Raw genomic sequence first — 23,244 nt, 5'->3', positions numbered from 1 at the left:
TCCACAAATGACGGGGCGTTCACCTTTACCTGACCACTTGGTCGGTTATATTGCGTGAAACTCCGGGAGGATGACATGATTTACGAAACGATCACATTGGACATTACGGATGGCCTGGCGGTTCTGACTTTCGACCGCGCCGACGTGATGAACGCCCTGAACACCCAGATGCGCGCCGAGATTGCTCATGCTGTTGAAGAGGCTGGCAGGACCGCCCGTGCTCTGGTTATCACCGGCTCGGGCCGCGCGTTCTGCTCGGGTCAGGATCTGGGCGACCGCGCCAACGCCGCCGAGGTCGATCTGGAACGCACCCTGCGTGACGAATACGAGCCGCTGCTGCGCGCCATCTATGACAGCCCGATCCCGACGATCTCGGCCGTCAATGGGGCCGCTGCAGGGGCAGGGGCCAACATCGCGCTGGCTGCGGATGTGGTGATTGCATCGGAAAGCGCCTTCTTCATGCAAGCGTTCTCGCGCATTGGTCTGATCCCGGATGCCGGTGGTACCTATTGGATGCCGCGCCAGATGGGCTTTGCTAAGGCAATGGGCGCGGCCCTGTTTGCTGAAAAGATGCCCGCGAAAGAAGCGGCCGATCTTGGATTGATCTGGGAATGCGTGGCAGACGACGAATTTGAGACCACCTGGCGCAAGCGGGGCGAGCAACTGGCGAAAGGCCCGACCTTGTCCTATCGCAATATCAAGAAAGCCATGCGTGCCTCGCTAAGCAACACGCTGGACGAGCAGCTGGCGCTTGAGGCCAGCCTGCAAGGTGAATGCGGCAAGTCGCGTGATTTTAAGGAAGGCGTGCTGGCGTTCCTCGAGAAACGCGCGCCGCAATACGAAGGCCGTTGATCCCAAACGGATTACGATCTGGAAGGAGCCTTCGGGCTCCTTTTTTATTGCCCGAGGGAACTTCTGAATAGGCTGTGCCGTCAAACGAAAAAAGCCGCCCATGATTGGGCGGCTTTTCTCTAACTTAGTGTAGCTTAGCGCTTTTCTACATCTACATAGTCGCGCTCGGTGTCGCCCAGATACAGCTGGCGCGGACGGCCGATTTTCTGACCCGGATCGCCCAGCATCTCTTTCCACTGCGAAATCCAGCCAACGGTGCGCGACAGCGCGAAGATCGGGGTGAACATCGAGGTCGGGAAGCCCATGGCCTCCAGAATGATGCCCGAGTAGAAGTCGACGTTCGGGTAAAGCTTCTTGTCAACGAAATAGGGATCTTCCAGCGCGATGCGCTCCAGTTCCTTGGCCACTTTCAGCGTTTCGTTGTCCTCGATACCCAGCAGACCCAGAACCTCGTCAGCGCTTTCCTTCATGACCTTCGCACGCGGGTCGAAGTTCTTGTAGACGCGGTGACCGAAGCCCATCAGGCGGAAGGGATCGTCCTTGTCCTTGGCGCGGGCCACATATTCCGGAATGTTGTCGACCGAGCCGATTTCACGCAGCATTTCCAAGCAAGCTTGGTTGGCACCACCGTGGGCAGGGCCCCACAGGCAGGCGATGCCGGCAGCGATACAGGCGAACGGGTTGGCGCCCGACGAACCGGCCAGACGCACGGTCGAGGTCGAGGCGTTCTGCTCGTGATCGGCGTGCAGGGTGAAGATGCGGTCCATGGCTTTCGACAGGATCGGGTTCACTTCATATTCTTCGGCCGGAACGGCAAAGCACATGCGCAGGAAGTTTGACGCATAGTCCAGATCGTTCTTCGGGTACACGAAGGGCTGACCAATCGAGTATTTGTAAGCCATGGCGGCGATGGTCGGCAGTTTGGCGATCATGCGGATCGCTGCCACTTCGCGCTGCCACGGGTCATTCACGTCAGTCGAGTCGTGGTAGAAGGCCGACATGGCGCCCATAACACCGGTGATGATGGCCATCGGGTGTGCGTCACGACGGAAGCCCGAGAAGAACTTGGTCATCTGTTCGTGCACCATCGTGTGACGGGTCACGCGGCTTTCGAAATCCACCAGCTCGGCTTCGCTGGGCAGTTCACCGTACAGCAGCAGGTAGCAAACTTCGAGGTAGTGCGATTTCTCGGCCAGCTGATCAATCGGGTATCCGCGGTACAGAAGCTCGCCCTTGTCGCCATCGATATAGGTGATGGTCGAATCGCAGCTTGCGGTCGACGTGAAGCCCGGGTCGTAGGTGAACACATCGCCCTGCGCATAAAGCTTGCGGATGTCGATCACGTCCGGACCTGCAGTCGGGGAGTACATGGGAAGCTCGAGTTCTTTGTCTCCGAACGAGAGCTTTGCGGTTCCGGTTTGTTCAGCCATGTATTTTCCCTTCGTGTTAGAAAGCGACCGCCCCGGTTGGCCGGTCGCTTGTGCTTTAGGCGCTTGCCTCTTCCAGTCGGGCGATGGTTTCGTCGCGCCCAAGAACAAGCATCATATCAAAAACGCTGGGCGTGACGGCCCGTCCGGCAAGTGCTGCGCGCAAGGGCGCCGCGAGTTTGCCGAACTTGAGGTCATGGGCCTCGGCGAGGCCGTTGAGAGTGCCCTCAAGCGTGTTGCGATCCCAGCTACCATTTTGCAGCTGCGGCGTCAATTCTTTCAGTATACCACGGGATACTTCGTCGAGGGCCTTTTCGGCTTTCTCATCCCGGTCAATGGGCCGCGAAACCGTTGCAAACCTAGCCTTTTCAAGTAGTTGCGGTAAGGTTTTGGCGCTGGTTTTCAGCACATACATCGCGGACGATACCAAATCAATTTGCTGCGACTGCAAAGAAATTTCGCCTGCAGCCTCCATATACCCCTGAAGAGCGGCCAGAACGTCAGCATCTTCCATCGCGGCAAGGTGCTGACCGGACAGGTTATCGAGCTTCTTGAAGTCGAACCGGGCAGGACTTTTGCCGATGCCAGACAGGTCAAACCACTCCAATGCCTGCGCGTCCGAAAAGAATTCGTCATCGCCGTGGCTCCAACCCAGACGGGCTAGGTAGTTGCGCATGGCTGTGGCGGGATATCCCATAGCTTCGTATTCCTCGACACCCAGGGCGCCGTGGCGTTTGGACAGCTTCTTGCCATCCGGGCCGTGGATCAGCGGGATGTGGGCCCAAACCGGCAGGTCCCAGCCCATCGCCTGATAGACGATCGTCTGACGCGCAGCATTGTTCAGGTGGTCGTCCCCGCGGATCACATGGGTCACGCCCATATCATGGTCATCAACAACAACGGCCAGCATGTAGGTGGGTGTGCCATCCGAACGTAAACAAATCATGTCGTCCAGTTGGTCGTTGCGGATCGTAACGTCGCCCTGCACCTCGTCGTGGATCACGGTTTTGCCATCGCGCGGGGCTTTTACACGGATCACATAAGGCGCGTCCGGGTGGGTGGACGGGTCGGCGTCGCGCCACGGGCTTTGATACAGAGTCGAGCGACCTTCGGCCCGGGCTTCATCGCGGAAGGCCTGAATTTCGTCTTGTGTAGCAAAGCACTTGTAGGCGTGGCCGTTGGCAAGCATTTCACGGGCAACCTCGGCGTGGCGGTCGGCGCGGTCGAACTGGCTGACAACCTCTCCGTCATGGTCCAGACCCAGCCATGCCATGCCCTTCAGGATTGCGTCGGTCGCTTCGGGGGTCGAACGGGCGCGGTCCGTATCCTCGATCCGCAGAAGAAATTTACCGCCGCGGCCGCGGGCATAGAGCCAGTTGAACAGTGCCGTGCGGGCACCGCCGATATGCAGATAACCGGTGGGTGAGGGGGCGAAACGGGTGACAATCTGGGGTGTCTGAGACATCGGTCATTAACCTTTTGGAAACCATGTGCGCGGTACGCAGAGGAAGTGGCATTTCAGGGAAAGCCTGAAACCAAGTTTTGTTGAGATGCTTTTAACAAAAGGAAGGTTTTGAACAAGGGTGCGGTCGTGAATCTCTTGTCTCGTATCGAAGAAGAACGCGGGCGGTTCCTGGTTTGGGCGCCGCTGTTCTTTGGTACGGGCATTGGGTTGTACTTCGTGCCGCTGCGTGAACCGGATATCGCGACCTATACCACACTGGCGGTCGTGGTCCTGATCTGCGCAAGCATCGCATGGCGCTGGCCTTGGGGGGGCGGGCCACTGGCGCGCGCGGTGATCTGTGTGGCGCTTGGCTTCGGGGTGGCTGGGGCACGCGCCCATTGGGTCGCAGGGCCGGTACTGGATTTCCGATATTACGGCCCGATCGAGGGGCGGATCATCGCGATGGACCGCTCGCAATCCGATGCGGTGCGCCTGACCTTGGATCAAGTGCGGCTCAATGATGTGAACCCTGCGAAGCTGCCGAACCGGGTGCGTGTGTCGCTGCACGGCGATCAGGACTTTCTGACGCCCGCGATCGGCCAACGTATCGCCACGACTGGACATCTGTCCGGCCCCAACGGCCCGGTCGAGCCCGGCGGCTTCGATTTCCAACGCATGGCGTGGTTTCGCGGGATCGGGGCGGTGGGCTATACGCGCAGTCCTGCGCTTTTGCTGTCCCCACCCATGGGCGAGCTGTCACTGGCCGTAGGGCGGCTTCGCCAGACGATTGCAAACCGCGTGCGAGAGGTATTGCCCGGCGACAGCGGAGCTTTTGCTGCGACGATCACGACGGGGGATCGATCCTCGATGGATCGTGCCACCATTGACGCATTGCGCGGATCAAACCTCGCGCATTTGTTGGCGATCTCTGGCCTGCATATGGGGTTGCTGACCGGCTTCGTCTTTCAGGCGATGCGCGTGCTGATGGGGTTGTGGCCCAGACTGTCCTTAAACGTACCAGTGAAGAAGCTGGCCGCCGTGACCGCCATCGGGGCCGGAGTGTTTTACCTGGCCCTCTCCGGAGGCGCAGTTGCGACCACGCGGGCCTTCATCATGGTGACGACTATGTTCGTGGCGATTCTGTTCGATCGGCGTGCCCTGACTCTGCGAGCGGTTGCGATGGCGGCGATGATCGTCCTGATCCTGACCCCCGAAGCCCTAGTTGAGCCGGGGTTTCAGATGTCCTTTGCCGCCACCACGGCGTTGGTTGCGGTGTTCGCATGGATCCGAGATCGATCTCGCAATGGAACCCCTCGGCGTTTGCCCGGTTGGCTGCGACCCGTGCTGGCTGTAGTCATCTCTTCGGCGGTGGCGGGGTTGGCGACAGCCCCGATTGGGGCGGCACATTTCAATCAGGTCAGCCACTACGGTTTGGTCGCCAATCTTCTGAGCGTCCCCATCATGGGGGCCGTAATCATGCCGCTTGCGGTGCTGGCCGCTTTGCTGGCTGTGGTGCGCCTAGAAGCTCTGGCGCTATCGCTGATGGACTGGCCGATCCGTTGGATCCTGTGGGTGGCCGACACGGTATCATCTTTAGATGGTGCTATTGGAAAGGTGCCAACGCCCCCCGGATATGTACTGCCACTGCTCGCCGTGACGGGGATTTTCTTCATTCTGCTGCGCGGGCGAGAAAAATGGGTGGCCATACTGCCCACTATGGTGGCTTTGGTTGGCTGGGCAACGGTCGAGCGCCCGACGGTGCTGATCAGTTCCTCGGGCGGATTGGTCGGCGTGATGACCAGTGATGGCCGTGCCTTATCCAAATCGCGGGGCGAGGGCTTTGCTGCCCGATCATGGCTGGAGAATGACGGCGATGTCGCAACACAACAGATGGCGTTCGAACGGGAAGGCTTCAGTGGCCAGAAAGGGCAGTTGGAGATCAACTTGTCCGGGTTGTCTTTGACTCATTTGACCGGGCGCGGGGCTGAAGATCGTTTGGTCGAGGCCTGTGCTGCAACCGATCTGGTGGTTCTGGCTGCTTGGCGCGACGGGCCGGTGCTCGACGGGTGTGCCCTTTTGGATCGCAAGGCGCTTGCACAGAGCGGCGCAGTGGCCGTGCACCTTGAGCCCGGCGGTTGGTTCATCGAACCGTCCCACCCAGAGGATCTGTCGCGCCTGTGGACCCGCTAAGCGGGATTGGATGTTGCCCGCCCCCGTCTTTGCCCCTAGCTTTCTGCGCAAAGGAGAGCGAGATGGTTGAAACTGCCGGGCGGATCACTCTTTGGGGTGTCGAAGTGTTCGTTGCCATTGCCGATGAGCGCTCGATCTCGGTGGCGGCACGGCGTTTGGGGGTCAGCCCGTCATCTGTCAGTCAGCAGCTTACCAACCTTGAGGCGGCACTGGGCACCAGCTTGCTCGACCGTTCGGCTCGGCCCGTGTCTTTGACCGCCGCCGGGTCTCTGTTTCTTAAACGCGCACAGGCCATTTTGAACGAGGCTGAACAGGCGAAGGCCGAGCTGACGCTGGGGGCTATGTCCCAGCTGTCCCGTCTACGTCTTGGTATGATCGAGGATTTTGACGCAGACGTCACCCCGCGCCTGCTGTCCGAGGCAGCGGGTCAGCTCCAGTCAACGCGGTTCCTGCTGGAAACGGGTGCCTCGCACCGGTTGCACGATCAGTTGGATGCGCGGGCGTTAGACGTGATCGTGGCAGCGGATACCGGAGCCTCTGCCCCGTGGATGGAGGTGCATCCCCTGTTGGAAGAGCCCTTTGTCGCCGCCGTACCTAAGGGGCTGATCGGGGATCGTGACCCGCGCGAGGTACTAAAGGACCTTCCGCTGGTGCAGTACACGGCGCGCCATCACATGGGGCGGGTGATTTCCGACAATCTGGCGCGGCAGAACCTGAAGCTCGATAACCGGTTCGAGCTGGACAGCTATCACGCGATCATGGCGATGGTGGCGGGCGGGGCTGGCTGGACGATCATCACGCCTCTGGGCTTTTTGCGCGCCCACCGTTTCCGGGATGCTGCCGACCTGATCGAGCTGCCATTCGCCCCGTTCACGCGGTGCATCAATCTTGTTGCACGCGCGGATATGCTGGGCGATTTGCCGCGGGATCTGGCGGCGCAGTGCCGGTCGCTTCTGGACGCGCTGATCGTAGAGCCTGCGGTGCGCGACTATCCGTGGCTAAAGGGCGCGCTTCAGGTGTTGTGAGGGGGAGGGGCGTTGCCCCTCTTGGCCTTTGGCCGGGGCTCCGCCCGTTCATCGGGCGAATTGGTCCCCCGGACCAATTCCAGGAAGCCCTCGAACCCCAGGATACTTAGTGCAAGAAAATGCGCTGAGTTGTTTAGGCTGCTGTTTCTGCTTTCTGGGTTTTCACCTCGGCGAGGGCACCCACAATGGCGTCGGCGATGAAGTCCAGTTCGGGCGGGGTCAAGCGCACGGGCAGGCGGGTGTCGCAGGCACGGGACAGCATCTCGCGAGTTTGTGGTAGCGGGCCTTGGTCGTCGATGAACTGCCAGTTCCAGAAGGCGCGGGCGTTGTCTTCGCTTCTTCCGAAAACTTGAACTCCGACGCCGCGTGCTTTTGCAGCCGCTTGGAAGGCGATGGTCTCTTCATCGGTGACATTAACCAGATTGAACTGGATCGAATCCGGCGCGCGGGTTTCCGGGGCCAGCGGCGCGGGGACGGTGATCCACGGGCTTTTTTCCAGCTTTGCCGCCACATAGTCGTGGTTGCGCAGACCGTCCGCCACGCGGCGCTCAAGCTCTGGAATTTGCGGGCGGATGACGGCGGCGGACAGGTTCGAGAGGCGCGTGTTGTAGAGCGGCAGCTGGTTTTGCCAGCGTGCGAAAGCGTCGGCCAGATCGGTCGAGTTTTCACCGCGCGGCGTTTTGTGTTTTTTCCAGTTATGCTCGTAGGCGCCAGACATGATCACAGCGCGGGCGGCTAGATCGGCGTCATCGGTGATCAGAATGCCTCCTTCGCCCGCATTCAGCATCTTGTAGGACTGGAACGAGAAACAGCCGATTTTTCCGATCGTACCGATTTTGCGCCCATGCCATAGCGTGCCAAGCGAATGGGCAGCGTCTTCGATCACCGGTATTTCGGCGGCATCGCACAGCTGCATGATCGCATCCATGTCCGAAGTATGGCCGCGCATATGGCTGATGATCACCGCGCCCACATCCGGGGTCAGCTTGGCGGCGAAATCGTTCATGTCGATACGGTAGTTGTCCTGCACATCCACCAACACCGGCTTGCACTCGGCATGCACGACCGAGCTGGGCACAGCGGCGAAGGTGAAGGCGGGGATCAGGACCTTGGTGTCGCGCGGCAGATTTAGCGCTTTCAGGGACAGAAACAGCGCGGCCGAGCAGCTGGCCACGGCCAGAGCGTATTTAGCGCCCATCATCTCGGCGAACTCGGCTTCCAGAAGGGCAACAGGCGCGTCTTCTGGGGCGGTGTAGCGGAAGAGGTCACCGGACTGTAGCAGCCGGTCGATCTCGGCGCGGGCGGCTTCGGGGATGGGTTCGGCGTCGTGGACGTTCGGTGCGGCGAGTGGGGCTGCGTTCTGGTCCAGGGTCATGCTGTCTCCTCTTTCGAGTGTCGCCTTTTCGGCTTTTTCGAAAACTCATTTCGGAAAATATAAAATAGCACGCTGAGTCTGGCCAGAAGTTTTACTGCCGTCGACGCGACGAAATTCTCAGACTTGTCGCGCGCGTGTTACGAATCTGCGGGGTGGAGGGGGCAAAAATGAAAAGCCGCGCTAAGGCAACGCGGCTTTTGGGGCTGGGATTGAGGGCTACCCTTTCAGAATAGCGGCCATCTGGTCTGCAAACTTGGCGTTGTCCGTTCCGGTCTCAAGCACGCCCGCTGCAGCATCCAGCAGCGCATCCGGGACATTGCCGCGTCCGCGATGTTCAATCAGACCCGCGACCAAGGGGGCTGTGAATTCGGGGTGGGGCTGGATGGTCAGGATTCTGTCGCCGATCATCATGGCCGCATTGGCGCAGAAATCGGTCGAGGCGATGATTTCGGCTCCTTCTGGCGCGTCGATCACTTGATCCTGATGCCAAGCGTTCAGGGCCAATTTCTCATATCCGAAATCGTACTCGGTTCGCCCGATCGACCAACCACCATCGAATTTCTCGACCTTACCGCCAAGCGCTTGGGCGATGATCTGGTGGCCAAAGCAGACGCCGACCAGCGGCTGGCCCGCATCGCGGATGTCGCGGATTAGATCTTCTAGCGGTGGGATCCAGTCGTGATCCTCGTAAACACCATGTTTCGAGCCGGTGATCAGCCAGCCATCCGCGTCGTCTGTGCCCGCAGGAAATTCGCCATCCACGACCGAGAAGATCTGGAAGTCGAACCCATGCCCATCCAGAAGGCGGGTGAACATCTCGCCATAGTCGCCGACGCTATCGCGTAGTTCGTCGGGGGAATGGCCCGCTTGCAGAATGCCGATTTTCATGCGTCACCCAAATTTGATCAAATTATTACACGGTCATACATGACCTACCCGAGCCGTGACGCCGGGGCAAGGGCAATTTTGCGTGATTGATCAGCGAAACAAGGTGCGCATGAAGCTGGGGCGGCGCACCACAGCCTGTGGAAGGTGCCGGTTCAGGCGCTTGCCGATGCGGCCAAAGATCAAGATGACGGCTAACGTCAACAAGATGAAATAGAAGGCCAGGATCGGGTAGGGGATGAACGGGTTGAACGTCTTATCTGCGAAATAGCTGGCGTAATAGAGCGCGTCTCCGCGTTGCTGCCAGACCGGAAAGCCCGAGAAATAGACCAGCGCCGTGGCGTGGAATAAGAAGATCGCCTCGTTCGTATAGGCAGGCCATGCCAGACGCATCATCGACGGCCAGATGATCCGCTTAAAGCGGGTCCAGCCCGTAATGCCATAGGCGTCGGCGGCCTCAAGATCGCCTTTCGGGATCGACTGCAGTGCGCCAAAGAAGATCTCGGCTGAATAGGCGGTGGTGTTCAGGAACAGCACGATCGAGGCACCCAGCCACGCTGTTGTCAGCAGCGAAAAGCCCGGGACGCTCTGCTTGATCGACAGAAACACCGCATAGGCAAAGAACATCTGGATAAACAGCGGCGAGCCGCGGAACACATAGATGAAGAACTCGGCCGGTTTGCGCACTCGGACCGAACGGCTGTTCTTGGCCAGTGCCAACCCCGTGGCGGCAAAGAAACCGAACAGGATCGCGATGAGGCCGAAATAGATGTTCCAGATCATGCCCGAGCCGATCAGCGTGAAATGCTCGCACAGCGTATAGTCTTCACGCGGCAGCAGGCGTTCACCGTAGCCAATCGAGCGGAAAGCATAGTCCTGAACAGTTTGAACGCAGCTCATGTCGCGGCCTTCCGTTGCGCTTCGCCGGCGGCGGTGGCCTGACCGTGGGACAGGCGGAGGGACAGTCGCTTATACACACGCTCGCTGATCGAGGTAAGCATCAGGTAGAAAACCAGAAGGCCCCCGAAGTAATAGGCGTTCCAGTTCCCATGCGGATACTCTGTGAACTTGGCAGATTTCGTCGCTCCTAGTTCACGCGCCCAATAGACGATGTCTTCGACGCCCAAAAGGAACAAAAGCGGCGTGGCCTTGATCAGGATCATCCACAGGTTCGACAGGCCGGGCAGGGCATAGACCCACATTTGCGGCACGAGGATGCGCCAGAAGGTCTGGCGGGACGACATGCCATAGGCCTCGGCGGTTTCAAGCTGGGCGTGGGGCACGGCTTTCATGGCGCCAAACAGCACGTTCGCGGCAAAGGCCCCGAATACGATGGCAAAGGTCAGAACCGCCAGCGCAAAGCCATAGGTTTCGTGCATCCATTGCGGGCTGGTCGACAGGGGAAGCTTGGCCTGCGCGCAGACCACGAAGTCATTGCCCTGGCGAACAGGTTCGGACCAGTCGGGGCACTTCACCTTGTGGCGCATATACTCAAACCCCTGATCCAGTGCGATCACGAAGAACATGAAGAACGCAATGTCGGGGACGCCCCGTACAATGGCAGTGTAGGATTTGCCCAGAAGGCTGACCGGCCAGATGCGCGAGCGGGCTGCGGTTGCGCCTGCAAAGCCGAACATCAAGGCCACCGGTGCGGTGATTGCCAACAGCACCAAGACAATCCCAAAGGATTGATAGAACGCCATATGCTTGCCTGTGGTCAGGTAGCAGCTGAGCCAGCTTAGGCCCTCAAGCGTGGAAGGATCGGTACAGTAGGAAAACATCGCGTGTGCAGATTATCCGCTGAAAGATGCAAGGCCCGCATGCGTCAGCACACGGGCCCGGCCATTACATTACCACTGAGAAGCAACTTCCCATTTGGCGATCATGGTGTTCAGGGTGCCATCGTCTTTCATCGACTGGATGGCCGCATCGAACTTGGCGCGCAGGTCGCCGTCGCTTTCACGGATACCCATGCCAACGCCGCCGCCGATTTGCTCCATACGTTCCAGCATCACCAGACCATCGGCACCAACCATGGTGTCCAGGAAGGATTTGTCGGCCAGAACCGCGTCAGCTTCACCGTTCTTCACGGCAGCAACGGTTTCTTCCGGGGTTGCGAATTCAACCAGGGTCCAGCCTTGTTCAGCTACGAAAGCAGCCTGAATGGTGGTCGCCTGAGCGGCAACAACGCCGCCAGCCGGATCGACGTCTGCCGACATGGCTGCATAAGCCGAGGGATCTGGCGGGGTGTAGGCTTGGGTGAAGTCGATGACTTCGTCACGTTCGGCAGTGATCGACATACCAGCGATGATGGCGTCGTAGTTGCCCGAGACCAGATTCGGAATGATCGAATCCCACTCGTTCTTGACCCATGTGCAGGTCAGTTCGGCGCGCTTGCACAGCTCGTCGCCCAGTTCGCGTTCGAAGCCGTCGATTTCGCCAGCATCGTTCACGAAGTTCCACGGTGCATAGGCACCTTCGGTGCCGAGGCGCACGGTGTCATCGGCCAGTGCGAAGCCGGCTGTCAGGGCCAGCGCCGCCGTCGAGACGATCAGTTTTTTCATGATTTACTCCCAGGTTACTTTTTTGGTTTAAGTTGGTCTCACACGGGTTGCGAGTGAGACAGGAATTGTTTCAGGCGTTCGCTTTTCGGATTGCCGAACAGCTCGCCCGGCGCACCCTCTTCTTCGATCAGCCCCTGATGCAGGAACACGACATGATCGGACACATCATGGGCCAAGCGCATGTCATGGGTGACGATGATCATGGTGCGACCTTCGGCGGCCAGATCTTTGATCACCTTGACCACCTCTTGCTCAAGCTCTGGATCCAGCGCCGACGTGGGTTCATCAAACAAAAGCGCCTTTGGTTCCATGCACAACGCACGGGCAATCGCAGCACGCTGCTGTTGGCCACCGGACAACTGCGCGGGCCAGACGTCGCATTTGTCGCCAATGCCGACCTTCGCCAGATACGCGCGCGCCTTTTCTTCGACCTCGACCTTGTCGCGGCCAAGAACGGTCACGGGCGCTTCCATCACGTTTTGCAGGATGGTCATGTGGGACCACAGATTGAACTGCTGGAACACCATCGACAGGTTGGTACGGATGCGCGTGACCTGAGCACGATCCGCGGGGTGACGGTTCAGTCCTTGGCCCTTCCACTTGATCGGCTCGCCTTCAAAGCGGATGTCGCCCTGCTGGCTTTCTTCAAGCAGGTTGGCACAGCGCAGAAGGGTGGATTTGCCAGACCCGGATGACCCGATCAGAGATACTACATGCCCGCGCGGGGCGACCAGATCGACGCCTTTTAGCACTTCCAGCGCACCATAGCTTTTGTGCAGGTCGCGGATTTCAATGACCGACGCAGTGTCGGCAGAATGATGGTCTGAGTTATCGCGAGGCACGAGTGGTTCCGGCTTAGTACAGGGTTTTGTGGTGCCTGAGTAGGAAGCAAATTCATACGGATTGCAACGGCGAAATGACGGGGAAGTTACGTAAATCCGGGTGGATGGTCGGTTCGCGCTGCGAAATGTCGGTTTGTGTCGTGATGATCAACACGGGGTAGAGCGCGCATGTCTGGCCGAAGAGCCGCGCGCTTTGCGGGGAATCAAAACCTGAAAAGGGTTGAGGGGGCTACAGCGCCTTTGCCGCCCGCTGGCGGGCCAGATTGCTGTCGACATCGCTGATGCCCAAAAAACGAGGAATCATCCGCATAAGTGCATCCTCTTCCGAGGCGCGCGCGCCGTCCGTCAGGACAACTGTCCACGCGGCTTCCAAGATGGCGATGCGATCATCCAATGGCACGGCATCCTTCACGGCGTTGGTAAAACGGACCGTGTCGGGGGCGGTGGTCTCCAACGCCTCTGCTTCGGTACGAAGGGACGTGGCCTCGGTATCTGATAGCCCATGCCGCTGCGCCAAAATCCGGTCAATCGCACGCTTTTCGTCGGCGTCATAGTCGTGATCCGCCCGCGCAAGTCGCACAAGAATGGCCGCCACGGCTAGTCTGGCATCCCCATCCTGAAGCGGCTGGGGGGCGGGTTGGGTCAGTTTGTCCAGAAGCGATTTCAGCATTCGTTTTATGTGGGCATGGCGCAGAAAATGCCAAGCCCACCTCCTTCACTTATCCGTCATAGCCTTCGATGATGATGACATCTGCCTGAGAGACAGGATCGCGGAAGGCCTTGGCGGCTTGATAGATATCACTGTTGTAGCAGTCGACGGCGTCTTGATAGCTGGGAAACTCGATCACGACATTGCGTGAACGCGACTGACCTTCGACGGATTCGAATTTGCCGCCCCGGATCAAGAATCGTGCGCCATAGGTCTCGAAGGCTGGGCCGTTCGCTTTAACGTATTCTTGGTAACGTTCGAGGTCGTCCACATCGACGCGTCCGATCCAGTATCCTTTGGCCATTTTTGCCCCCTGTCGTTCAGTTTGTCAGACTGTCCAGTGAATAGCGGATATCGTCAATCGCAATTCCACCGGGATCCTGATGGGTCAGCGAAATTGCCGCGACGGGGGTGGAGCTGAGGAACCCGAAACTTTGCACGCCATGCGCGGGCATCAGTGTATCCGTGTGTAAAAGCGTGGCGTCTTTGTCGTAGAAGCTCAGCCAGACTGGGCCGGGTGGTGGACGGCTGCCCAGCGGATCCGAGTAGTCCAGATGCAGGCGCAGGGCAAAAGATTGGGTTGGGGCGTCAAAACTGATTGCCACACTGCCTTCCCCTCGGCCGGACCGCTGTGTGAACCCGTCGGGGCCTAATGGGAAGGCTGCATTCGACCCGAAACCCGCGTGGAAGGCAACGGCCAGAGGTGGCCGCGTCGGGGGCTGCACCACGCGCGGAGGGGGCTTTGGCTCGCCGTCGAGAACGGCGAAGACATCCTGTGCGACAAGGCTCTGCCCAATCAGCGCGGCTCCCAAGATGGCTCCGGGGGCGTGGATTGCACCGGCAATCGCTTGGCCCGGCTCGGGCAGGACGGGAAAGCTCTCGAAGTCAATCAAACCAGATGCGGCTTGCGCGACAAGGTCATAGGGGACTTGCGTGATGGGATTGGCCGCGGCTGGGGCAACGGACAGGCAGAATGCGATGAATGCAGCGGGTTTCATTCCACAACAATATCGCCGCGCGGAACGCCGGATGCCTCGGCCACGCGCGTGACCAGATCGGCCTCTTCATCGCGAAGTACGCCATCTGCCAGGGACACCTGCCACAAGGCCGTGATGATTCTTACCCTCTGTTCCATGGGCATCAGGCCCTGCACGGCCCTTGCCAGATCGTCGGTCGGGCCTGCCTGTTTTTCCTGTGCCTCACATTCCGCGCGCAGTTTCGCGGCTGCGACGGGGTTGAGGTCATAGTGATGGGCGAAGAGGCGATCGATCCGGGCGATCTCGGTCTGGGCATAGTTCGCATCCGCGCGCGCCAGGCGGACCAGCAGCACGCCCATGGCGCCTTGTGCATCTTCGGTCCAGCGGATGTTGTCAGCTTGCGACATGGGCGCTCCTTCGTGAACTAGGGAAGCCTAAATCACGGTTTGCGCAAAGAAAAGGGCGGGAAAAACCCCGCCCTGTTCGTAAACTCGATGTGGTTTAGACCAGCCGTTCAATCTCTTTCGCGGCGCGCACGAAATCAGCAAACAGCGGCGCAGGATCGAAAGGCTTCGATTTGAGTTCCGGGTGGAACTGCACGCCGATGAACCACGGGTGATCTTCCCATTCGACAATCTCTGGCAGGCGACCGTCCGGCGACATGCCCGAGAATTTTAATCCGCAGGCTTCAAGCTTCTCGCGGTATTTTGCATCGACCTCGTAGCGGTGACGGTGACGTTCTTCCAGTTCGGTGCCGCCGTAAATCCGTGCCACGTTCGACCCTTCTGCAAGCGTCGCGGAATAGGCGCCCAGACGCATCGTGCCGCCTTTGTCGTCCCCTACCTTGCGCTTGACCTTGTAGTTGCCCTGTACCCATTCTTTCAGGTGATAGATAACCGGCGTGAAACGGGTTTCGCCCGCTTCGTGATCGAATTCTTCCGATCCGGCATCTTCAATTCCAGCAACATTGCGCGCGGCCTCGACCACGGCCATCTGCATGCCCAGACAGATGCCCAGATAGGGTATCTTGTGCTCGCGGGCGTATTGCGCAGCCTTGATCTTGCCTTCGGTCCCGCGTTCACCAAAGCCGCCGGGAACCAGAATGGCGTGGAAGCCTTCCAGATAGGGGGCAGGATCTTCGTTGTCGAAAGGCTCGGCATCGACCCATTCCAGCTTCACGCGGGTGCGGTTGGCCATGCCGCCGTGGGTCAACGCTTCTTTGATGGACTTATAGGCGTCCTCAAGCTGCGTGTATTTCCCGACCACAGCGATTTTCACTTCGCCCTCGGCGTTGTGAATGCGGTCTTCGACGTCTTCCCAGCGGCGCAGGTCGGGTTTTGGTGCAGGCGCGATCTGGAAGGCATCCAGAACAGCCTGATCCAGACCCACATTGTGATAGGCCATCGGCGCTTCATAGATCGACTTCAGGTCATAAGCCGGGATGACCGATTCCTGACGAACGTTACAGAACAGACCGATCTTGGCGCGTTCCTTGTCGGGAATCGGATGCTCGGAGCGGCAGACCAGCACGTCCGGCGCGATGCCGATCGAGCGGAGCTCTTTTACGCTGTGCTGGGTCGGCTTGGTCTTCAGTTCGCCCGAGGCTGCCAAATAGGGCAGCAGGGTCAGGTGCATGAAAATACACTGGCCGCGCGGACGTTCTTGGCTGAACTGGCGGATGGCCTCGAAAAAAGGCAGGGCTTCGATGTCACCCACGGTGCCGCCGATTTCACACAGCATGAAATCGACTTCGTCATCCCCGATTTCGATGAAGTCTTTGATCTCGTTGGTGACGTGCGGGATCACCTGAATGGTCTTACCCAGATAGTCGCCACGGCGCTCTTTTTCCAACACGGTGGTATAGATACGGCCCGAGCTGACCGAATCCGTGTTACGTGCAGCCACGCCGGTGAAGCGTTCATAGTGGCCAAGGTCCAGGTCGGTCTCGGCGCCGTCGTCGGTCACGAAGACTTCGCCATGCTCAAACGGGCTCATCGTGCCGGGATCGACGTTCAGATAGGGGTCAAGCTTTCGCAGACGGACCGAATAGCCGCGCGCCTGCAACAGCGCACCCAATGCGGCCGAGGTCAGACCCTTGCCCAAGGATGAAACAACACCGCCGGTGATGAAGATGTAACGTGCCATGTGGTTGGCTGCCCCCGTGATACTGGCGTCGTTGCGCCGCAATAGCTGGTAAGTGGATGCGCAAACAGCAAGCAGAAAACACCGCTGCGAATCCGGTCCTCACGGGATTAAAGATATAATCGATTCCGGCCTCCCGTGCAACCGGATCGTCTAGATAATGGGGCGGCTTTGCGCCCCGCCTCTAGGTGTTGTATGGGCTGTCTATCGTCCGGTTTTCTAAGCGAAAACCGGTTCGACGCACGATATGGGGCAGGCGAACCTGCCCGATGATCAATCTGCGCGCGGCGGGGTCAGGCTGTCGTCGGTGTTCACCGGCGGCAGCAGGTTGCTGACATCAGGTACTGCAGGCGCGGCCTCGCCTTCAGCGGCGGGCGCTTCAAGACCCAGCGCATCCACGACCGAGCTATCAGCCGAATTCTTTGCCGAAATGATCGTCAGCGAGATCGAGGTCACCAGGAAGGCAATCGCAAAACCCCAGGTCAGTTTGCCCAAAGCCGTTGCCGCACCACGTGCCGACATAACGCCGCCACCGCCACCGCCACCGATGCCAAGGCCACCGCCCTCAGAGCGCTGCAAAAGCACGATCCCGATCAGCCCAAGGGCAAGGATCAGGTGAATGACGAGGATGACGTTTTCCATATGGGGCGTTTCCCGTGGTTTGGGTTCATTCGATCTGCCGGGGTATGTAGGCGAAAAGAACGCAGGGTGCAAGCCGCAGCGGGCAGGATCGCGACCTTTCTGCATTCGCAGCAAATACTCCTTTCGCTGGGGAAGATGTGCCGCTATACCGGGCCGGGTTTTCTTTGAGATAGGAAAAAGACCATGGCCAATGTCGTTGTCGTAGGCGCCCAATGGGGCGATGAAGGAAAAGGTAAGATCGTTGACTGGCTCAGCGAACGTGCCGATGTGATCTGCCGATTCCAAGGGGGGCACAATGCGGGCCATACTCTTGTTATTGACGGAGCGGTTTACAAGCTGCATGCGCTGCCCTCGGGTGTTGTGCGTGGCGGCAAGCTGAGTGTGATCGGCAACGGTGTCGTATTGGACCCGTGGAACCTGCTGAAGGAAATCGAAACAGTTACCGCGCAAGGCGTTGATATTTCTCCGGAAACGCTGATGATCGCGGAAAACACCCCGCTGATCCTACCGTTCCACGGAGAGCTCGACCGCGCCCGCGAAGAAGCCGCGTCGAAGGGCACCAAGATCGGGACCACCGGTCGCGGTATCGGCCCATGCTATGAGGATAAGGTGGGCCGTCGCGCCATCCGCGTGGCCGATCTGGCAGATGATGCCACGCTTGAGGCCCGCGTCGACCGCGCGCTTCAGCACCACGATCCGCTGCGCAAGGGTCTGGGCATCGAGCCCATCGACCGCGACGCGTTGGTTGCGCTTCTGAAAGAGGTCGCTCCGGCCATCCTGAAATTCGCCGCTCCGGTGTGGAAAGTGCTGAATGAAAAGCGCAAATCCGGCAATCGGATCCTGTTTGAAGGTGCGCAGGGCGCGCTTCTGGACATTGATTTCGGCACCTATCCTTTTGTGACGTCCTCGAACGTGATTGCAGGACAGGCGGCCACCGGCGTGGGCATCGGGCCGGGCTCGATCGACTATGTTCTGGGCATCGTGAAAGCCTACACCACCCGCGTGGGTGAAGGCCCGTTCCCGACCGAGCTAGACGATGATGATGGTCAGCGTCTGGGCGAACGTGGGCACGAGTTCGGCACCACCACTGGCCGCAAGCGCCGCTGTGGCTGGTTTGACGCCGCTTTGGTGCGCCAGACCTGTGCCACCTCGGGCGTGACGGGGATCTCACTGACGAAACTGGACGTTCTGGACGGGTTCGAGACCCTGAAGATTTGCGTGGGCTATGATCTGGACGGTGAACGCATGGATTACCTTCCCACCGCGGCTGATCAGCAGGCCCGTTGCACCCCGATCTATGAAGAGATGCCCGGCTGGTCGGAATCGACCGAAGGCGCGCGCAGCTGGAATGATCTGCCCGCCAACGCGATTAAGTACGTTAAGCGCGTCGAAGAACTGATCGAGTGCCCCGTGGCCCTTCTGTCCACCAGCCCGGAACGGGACGACACCATTCTGGTGACTGACCCGTTCGCGGATTGATCTGATGGCGCTGGGATACAAGGCACGCAAGCGTCTGGCACTTCTGGTGCTGGTCGTCGGGCTGCCGCTTTACATCGTCGCGGCGGTGTTCGTGGTTAGCCTGTTTAACCGTCCGCCCATCTGGCTCGAGTTCATCGTCTATGCGGTACTTGGCTTCCTGTGGATGGTGCCATTGAAGCAGGTGTTCTTAGGGGTCGGAAAGGCCGATCCGGACGAAGATGAATCCAGCTATCCCCATGATCCCGCAGGGAAATACGCCCTAAAGGATAAAGAAGACAACGAATAAAAAAGGCCCCGAGATCGGGGCCTTTTTTGTTTACAGATCGTGGTCGGATCAGGCGGTTTGCAACCCGCCCTGATCAACGTTGGTGTTCACAGCGGTCAGGGAATAGCAGCCCTGTGCCACTTTGATGATGTCACCTTCCCGCAGAAGACGACCAAAGGAACGCAGCGCATCTTCACGCGAGATCCCGCCGGGAACATCAAGCTTGGTCACCAGTTTCACCACCTGAGGGCGGCTGAAATGCGACAGCCCTGACGCCTGCGTGACAAACGAAGCAGCTGCACGCAGGTAGCCTTCGATGTCACCGTGGTCGATATTTGACGTGAAGGCCACAAAGGAGGTCAGGTCGGCAGTGGCGGCGTAGACCGGCTCTGCATCCGAATCCGCCTCGGTGCCGTCCGGGCGCTTGCGGCTTGTGCTGACATTGACGCGACGCGGGCGAACAAGACGGTCACGCGGCGCCGTAACTGAATTGTCCTGTTCGATGTCGGTCTCTTTAATCCGCTGTTCGGAAATCAGGACCAGCGGCGAGGTGCGCTGCGGTCCCGGAGATTTCGGTGCGGTTGCCTCAGGGCTTGGCGGCTTCACGGCCTGCGCCAAATCACTGCGATAGGGCGATTTCTGCTCTTCTTCCGCGACCTCAACCGGACCGCCGGGCTTGTCGGCACGGGTTGCTTGAACCGCGGCCTTCAGGTGGCTGATCGAATTGCGACGACGCGAGGCATTCTGATCGTCCATTTGGGTGTTGGTTTCCGCCAGAATGCGGTCCAATGCCGTGTCGTCACGTGCCGATTCTTGATCGTCAAAGACTTGCGCGCGGCGCTCGCGGCGGGCGTCCATGCGGCTTTCGGCTTCCATCGTCGACAAAAGCGCTTCGATTTCGGTGTGCAGTTCGCTGCGCGGGGCGCTTGCCGAGATATCGCCAGTGATGCTGTCACCAACCTTGGTCGACACTTCCTGCACGGCAACGCGCAAAGAATCGTCCAGTGGCAGTGGCGGCAGCGGCGCAATGGATGCGAACGCGGATTTGATCGCGGGCGCTGGTTCGGGCTGCTGTTCAAGTTCTGCACGGGTTTCGGCCTCTGCCTGTGCCAGTTCAGCGGCCAGGTCAGCCTCTTGCTCTGCCGTCAGCACGCTTTCTTGTTCGGCTGCCGTATCCACAGAGGTTTCCGTGCCGATCTCGGTCGCATCTTCAATGCTGTCGCTTGTGGGCGTGTTGGTCTGCGAGATGACGACGTCTTCTTCGCCGTCATTCCGGCGTTTCCGTTTCACACGCAGGACACGCGATACATTGCTTGCCTCGCTTGGTGCGTTCTCGCGGCGATCGGCTTCGTCGGTCTGTTGTACGACCAGTGCCGCGTCAACAGCATCTTCCGCGCCGAGGGTAAGGGCGGTGACCTGAGGTTCAGGTGCCCCATCATCATTCATCGCGATCTGATCTTTCACACGCTGACGCTTGGCTTCACGGTCAGCGGTTTCGGACACGGTTTCTTCTTCCGTCTCAGCATCTGCGGCACGCGCATGGTTGCTGATCAGCCCTTCAAATTCGTCCAGATCATCCAGATCTGTCAGCGCTGATTTTACCGAGCCAGCGGCATGTTCATCTTCCAGAAACTCGTCCGAGGTCGGCGCATCGTCCATCGCCGCAGCGCGCAGGCGAGACAGTTTTGACAGCGCATCATCTTCGTTCAGGTCGTGTTGCGCGCCAGCGTTGTCTTCGCGCTCATCAGATTGCGCGTCCATTGCGACAACTTTGGCTGTCTCTGTGGCGGGCTTGTCATCTTCAATTTCGGGTTGGCCAGCCGCTTGCGCCTTCAGGTCTTCACCGCTTTGACGCAGGATAATGCCCTTATCCTCGATCTCGGCATCAACCTGTTTCAGGGATTCACGCTCGGCAATCTGGTGCAGCACAGATGTGTCGGGTGCCACGGGTTCTGCGCCAAACGAGCGGTCTTGCTCGGCCAAACCACGGAAATATTCGGCAATCGATTTCATGGCGCCAAACGGATCATCAAACCCTTCCAGCGTGCAGGAAAACGTGCCATAGGAAACCGTAAGGATCTTGTTGTTGTTAACCATTAAAAACTTACCTTCTCAACCAGAACGACGACAACGATACATTTAACTATATATGCTGCTTAAATTGCGCAAAAGCGCGATGCGGATGGGATTTTTCTGCGGCGAGAATGTGGCGATTGTGTGGAGAGAGGCCAAAATACTAACCATGGGTTGTCAGGAGTTGTGTCTGGACGCGGGTGTTACGTTGCTTGGTGGGGGGCACTCTACCGCGCAAGACATCGCTGAATCGTTAACATTAGCCCCGAATCTGTTCGGGGTTGATGGCGGTGCGAACCGAGCGGTGTCGCTGGGCCTTGATTTGTTGGGGGTTTCGGGGGATTTCGATTCTATATCCGATGCAGCACGCGCGTCCTTGGATCCCTCAATTTTGATCGAAACACCCGACCAGAACAGAACGGATTTTGATAAGGCATTGGACCTTGTCGAGGCACCGGTAATCCTGTGCGCAGGCTTCACTGGCAAGCGCATGGATCATCAGTTGGCCTGCTATTCGGTTTTGGTGCGTCAGGCGCGGAAACCAGCGATTCTTTTGGGAGACGAGGACATCTGTTTTCACCTCTCCCACGATGTCTCGCTGGAGCTGCCCGTTGGCACGCGTTTGTCGCTGTTTCCCATGGCCCGCGTGGTGGCACATTGCACCGGTTTGCGCTGGCCTGTTGAAGGGTTGGAGTTTGCACCCTGGGGGCAGATTGGCACCTCGAACGAGGTGACGGATGGACCCATCACCCTATCAGCCGAGGGAGATGGGCTTTTGGTAATTCTGCCACGCGCCTTCCTGCGACAGGCCGTGCGGGCGCTGTGGCAGGGCGATCCTTCGCTCTGCCCATAGCGCGCAGTTTGGGGTCAGCAGTTCGGAACGTTGACTGCCAGTCCGCCCAGAGAGGTCTCTTTGTATTTCTCCATCATGTCCTGACCGGTCTCGAACATCGTCTTGATGCAGGCGTCCAGCGGGACCAGATGGGTGCCGTCGCCACGCAGAGCGAGGGACGCGGCGGACACCGCCTTGATCGCGCCCAGACCGTTGCGTTCGATGCACGGGACTTGAACTAGACCGCGCACGGGGTCACAGGTCAGGCCCAGATGGTGTTCCAGTGCGATTTCTGCGGCGTTTTCTACCTGCTCAGGTGTCCCGCCCATAACAGCGCACAGACCGGCAGCGGCCATGGCGCTGGCCGATCCGACCTCGGCCTGACACCCGGCTTCGGCACCCGAGATCGACGCGTTGTGTTTGACGATGGCGCCAATGGCCGAGGCGGTCAGCAGGAAGTCGTGAACGCGCGAGGCCGAGGCCCCTGGCACGTGGTTCAGCCAATAATAGACCACCGCAGGCAACACGCCTGCCGCGCCATTGGTTGGGCTGGTCACAACCTGTCCACCCGCGGCGTTCTCCTCGTTCACCGCCATCGCATAGACGCTCATCCAATCGTTGATCGTATGCGGGGCGGTCAGGTTCAGACCCTGTTCGGCGATCAGGCTTTCGTGGATCGCTTTAGCGCGACGTTTGACCAACAGCCCGCCGGGCAGAATACCATCGTTCGCTAACCCGCGCTGGATGCAGTCCTGCATAACTTCCCAAACCCGGTCGAGCTTCTCGGCCAGCGAGGCAGGGCCCATATGTATCAGCTCGTTCGCGCGCTTCATATCCGCGATGCTCTTGCCCGAGGCTTTCGCCATCTCGAGCATTTGCACGGCGTTTTCAAACGGGAACGGATGGGTTTTGGCGTCTTCGGCGTCCAGCTTGGCCTCTTGGGCCTGCTCGGCTTCGGTCACGACGAACCCGCCGCCGATCGAGTAATAGGTCTCGCGTACAACAACGTCGCCTTGCGCGTCAGTTGCCATCAGCTGCATGCCGTTGGCATGGCCGGGTAGGGGGTGCTCGTAGTCGAAGATCAGATCAGTTTTCGGCGCGAATTTCAGCGTGCCCAGCCCTTCCGGAGAGACAGTGCTGGTTTCCTCGATCGCGGCCATCGCCGCCTCGGCTCTGGCGTGGTCATAACTGTCGGGTAGGAATCCAGCCAATCCCAGAATGGTCGCGCGGTCGGTCGCGTGGCCGACGCCTGTGAACGCAAGCGAGCCATGCAGCGAGGCTTTCAGCCCATGCACTTCGAACGGCTGTTCGCGCAGCAGATCCAGAAAGCGGGCACCCGCAACCATCGGCCCCATCGTGTGGGACGAACTGGGGCCGACCCCGACCTTGAACATGTCGAATACAGACAGGAACATTTTGACCTCGCTTGATTACGTCAGATCATTGTGCGGATTTTCCGCCACTAGGTGCGTGAAAAAGCGACAGTTTTTACGCCAATCGCGTTGCTGATCAGGTCGGGGG

General features: G+C 59.3%; 22 protein-coding genes. 6 read left to right on the top strand and 16 right to left on the bottom strand.

Annotation, left to right across the window (positions count from 1 at the left end; translation table 11 throughout):
- Positions 1 to 75: 75 nt before the first annotated feature.
- Complete coding sequence (locus tag G0Q00_RS04650) at positions 76 to 852, top strand: enoyl-CoA hydratase-related protein (RefSeq protein ID WP_163036833.1); 777 nt, start codon at positions 76 to 78, stop codon at positions 850 to 852.
- 134 nt (positions 853 to 986) lie between these two features.
- Here the strand turns inward: G0Q00_RS04650 and gltA are convergent, their stop codons facing one another.
- Positions 987 to 2,282, bottom strand: coding sequence for a citrate synthase (gltA, locus tag G0Q00_RS04645; protein ID WP_163036831.1), 1,296 nt, complete (start codon positions 2,280 to 2,282; stop codon positions 987 to 989).
- Positions 2,283 to 2,337: 55 nt separating this feature from the next.
- Positions 2,338 to 3,744, bottom strand: coding sequence for a glutamate--tRNA ligase (gene gltX / locus G0Q00_RS04640; RefSeq protein WP_163036830.1), 1,407 nt, complete (start codon positions 3,742 to 3,744; stop codon positions 2,338 to 2,340).
- A 126-nt stretch (positions 3,745 to 3,870) separates the two neighbouring features.
- Here gltX and G0Q00_RS04635 point away from each other — a divergent pair, with 126 nt between their 5' ends.
- Both G0Q00_RS04635 and G0Q00_RS04630 read left to right on the top strand, forming a co-directional pair.
- A complete protein-coding gene (locus G0Q00_RS04635; RefSeq protein ID WP_163036828.1) occupies positions 3,871 to 5,913 on the top strand; it encodes a ComEC/Rec2 family competence protein in 2,043 nt (680 codons plus the stop codon).
- A 62-nt stretch (positions 5,914 to 5,975) separates the two neighbouring features.
- Positions 5,976 to 6,938: a LysR family transcriptional regulator gene (locus G0Q00_RS04630; RefSeq protein WP_163036826.1), complete on the top strand. Its 963-nt coding sequence runs from the start codon at positions 5,976 to 5,978 to the stop codon at positions 6,936 to 6,938.
- A 133-nt stretch (positions 6,939 to 7,071) separates the two neighbouring features.
- Here the strand turns inward: G0Q00_RS04630 and G0Q00_RS04625 are convergent, their stop codons facing one another.
- From G0Q00_RS04625 to secG, 12 genes are all read right to left on the bottom strand, one after another.
- Positions 7,072 to 8,313, bottom strand: coding sequence for a DegT/DnrJ/EryC1/StrS aminotransferase family protein (locus G0Q00_RS04625; RefSeq protein ID WP_163036824.1), 1,242 nt, complete (start codon positions 8,311 to 8,313; stop codon positions 7,072 to 7,074).
- 216 nt (positions 8,314 to 8,529) lie between these two features.
- Positions 8,530 to 9,201 (bottom strand): type 1 glutamine amidotransferase, encoded by a 672-nt coding sequence (locus tag G0Q00_RS04620; RefSeq protein WP_163036822.1) that lies wholly within the window; start codon positions 9,199 to 9,201, stop codon positions 8,530 to 8,532.
- Positions 9,202 to 9,291: 90 nt separating this feature from the next.
- Positions 9,292 to 10,098 carry an ABC transporter permease gene (locus G0Q00_RS04615; protein WP_163036820.1) on the bottom strand — a complete coding sequence of 269 codons (807 nt, stop codon included), beginning with the start codon at positions 10,096 to 10,098 and terminating at the stop codon, positions 9,292 to 9,294.
- On the bottom strand, positions 10,095 to 10,979 hold the full coding sequence (locus G0Q00_RS04610; RefSeq protein WP_163036818.1) for an ABC transporter permease: 885 nt from the start codon (positions 10,977 to 10,979) through the stop codon (positions 10,095 to 10,097). Before G0Q00_RS04610 ends, G0Q00_RS04615 begins: the two co-directional genes overlap by 4 nt.
- A gap of 69 nt (positions 10,980 to 11,048) precedes the next feature.
- The gene (locus G0Q00_RS04605) at positions 11,049 to 11,762 is read right to left on the bottom strand and encodes a transporter substrate-binding domain-containing protein (RefSeq protein WP_163036816.1); all 714 of its coding nucleotides are present in this window, start codon (positions 11,760 to 11,762) and stop codon (positions 11,049 to 11,051) included.
- Positions 11,763 to 11,800: 38 nt separating this feature from the next.
- Positions 11,801 to 12,604 carry an amino acid ABC transporter ATP-binding protein gene (locus tag G0Q00_RS04600; RefSeq protein WP_163036814.1) on the bottom strand — a complete coding sequence of 268 codons (804 nt, stop codon included), beginning with the start codon at positions 12,602 to 12,604 and terminating at the stop codon, positions 11,801 to 11,803.
- 229 nt (positions 12,605 to 12,833) lie between these two features.
- Complete coding sequence (locus tag G0Q00_RS04595) at positions 12,834 to 13,274, bottom strand: TerB family tellurite resistance protein (protein WP_163036812.1); 441 nt, start codon at positions 13,272 to 13,274, stop codon at positions 12,834 to 12,836.
- A gap of 49 nt (positions 13,275 to 13,323) precedes the next feature.
- On the bottom strand, positions 13,324 to 13,617 hold the full coding sequence (locus G0Q00_RS04590) for a DUF1330 domain-containing protein (protein WP_163036810.1): 294 nt from the start codon (positions 13,615 to 13,617) through the stop codon (positions 13,324 to 13,326).
- 16 nt (positions 13,618 to 13,633) lie between these two features.
- Positions 13,634 to 14,311, bottom strand: coding sequence for a hypothetical protein (locus tag G0Q00_RS04585; RefSeq protein WP_163036808.1), 678 nt, complete (start codon positions 14,309 to 14,311; stop codon positions 13,634 to 13,636).
- Positions 14,308 to 14,697, bottom strand: a complete 390-nt coding sequence (locus G0Q00_RS04580) for a TerB family tellurite resistance protein (protein ID WP_163036806.1) — start codon at positions 14,695 to 14,697, stop codon at positions 14,308 to 14,310. The genes G0Q00_RS04585 and G0Q00_RS04580 overlap by 4 nt, the downstream gene beginning before the upstream one ends.
- A 94-nt stretch (positions 14,698 to 14,791) precedes the next feature.
- Complete coding sequence (locus tag G0Q00_RS04575; RefSeq protein ID WP_163036804.1) at positions 14,792 to 16,435, bottom strand: CTP synthase; 1,644 nt, start codon at positions 16,433 to 16,435, stop codon at positions 14,792 to 14,794.
- 270 nt (positions 16,436 to 16,705) lie between these two features.
- Complete coding sequence (secG, locus tag G0Q00_RS04570) at positions 16,706 to 17,074, bottom strand: preprotein translocase subunit SecG (protein ID WP_163036802.1); 369 nt, start codon at positions 17,072 to 17,074, stop codon at positions 16,706 to 16,708.
- 183 nt (positions 17,075 to 17,257) lie between these two features.
- Between secG and G0Q00_RS04565 the strand changes: the two genes are divergently transcribed.
- Together G0Q00_RS04565 and G0Q00_RS04560 are read left to right on the top strand one after the other, a co-directional pair.
- Positions 17,258 to 18,553, top strand: coding sequence for an adenylosuccinate synthase (locus G0Q00_RS04565; protein WP_163036800.1), 1,296 nt, complete (start codon positions 17,258 to 17,260; stop codon positions 18,551 to 18,553).
- Between the two features lie 4 nt (positions 18,554 to 18,557).
- Entirely contained in the window at positions 18,558 to 18,839 is a 282-nt protein-coding gene (locus G0Q00_RS04560; RefSeq protein ID WP_163036798.1) for a DUF2842 domain-containing protein, read from the top strand.
- A 48-nt stretch (positions 18,840 to 18,887) separates the two neighbouring features.
- Here the strand turns inward: G0Q00_RS04560 and G0Q00_RS04555 are convergent, their stop codons facing one another.
- Entirely contained in the window at positions 18,888 to 20,915 is a 2,028-nt protein-coding gene (locus G0Q00_RS04555) for a hypothetical protein (protein ID WP_163036796.1), read from the bottom strand.
- A 52-nt stretch (positions 20,916 to 20,967) separates the two neighbouring features.
- On the opposite strand from G0Q00_RS04555, the gene G0Q00_RS04550 reads away from it, so the two are divergent.
- Positions 20,968 to 21,744 (top strand): thiamine diphosphokinase, encoded by a 777-nt coding sequence (locus tag G0Q00_RS04550; RefSeq protein WP_163036794.1) that lies wholly within the window; start codon positions 20,968 to 20,970, stop codon positions 21,742 to 21,744.
- Between the two features lie 14 nt (positions 21,745 to 21,758).
- Here the strand turns inward: G0Q00_RS04550 and G0Q00_RS04545 are convergent, their stop codons facing one another.
- Complete coding sequence (locus tag G0Q00_RS04545; RefSeq protein ID WP_163036792.1) at positions 21,759 to 23,138, bottom strand: L-serine ammonia-lyase; 1,380 nt, start codon at positions 23,136 to 23,138, stop codon at positions 21,759 to 21,761.
- Positions 23,139 to 23,244: the final 106 nt, after the last annotated feature.

Origin of the sequence: Aliiroseovarius sp. PrR006, assembly GCF_010500215.1 — a bacterium.
GTDB lineage: Bacteria > Pseudomonadota > Alphaproteobacteria > Rhodobacterales > Rhodobacteraceae > Aliiroseovarius.
Note: the sequence above shows the minus strand (reverse complement) of the source record. Positions and strands in the feature narration are given on the sequence as shown.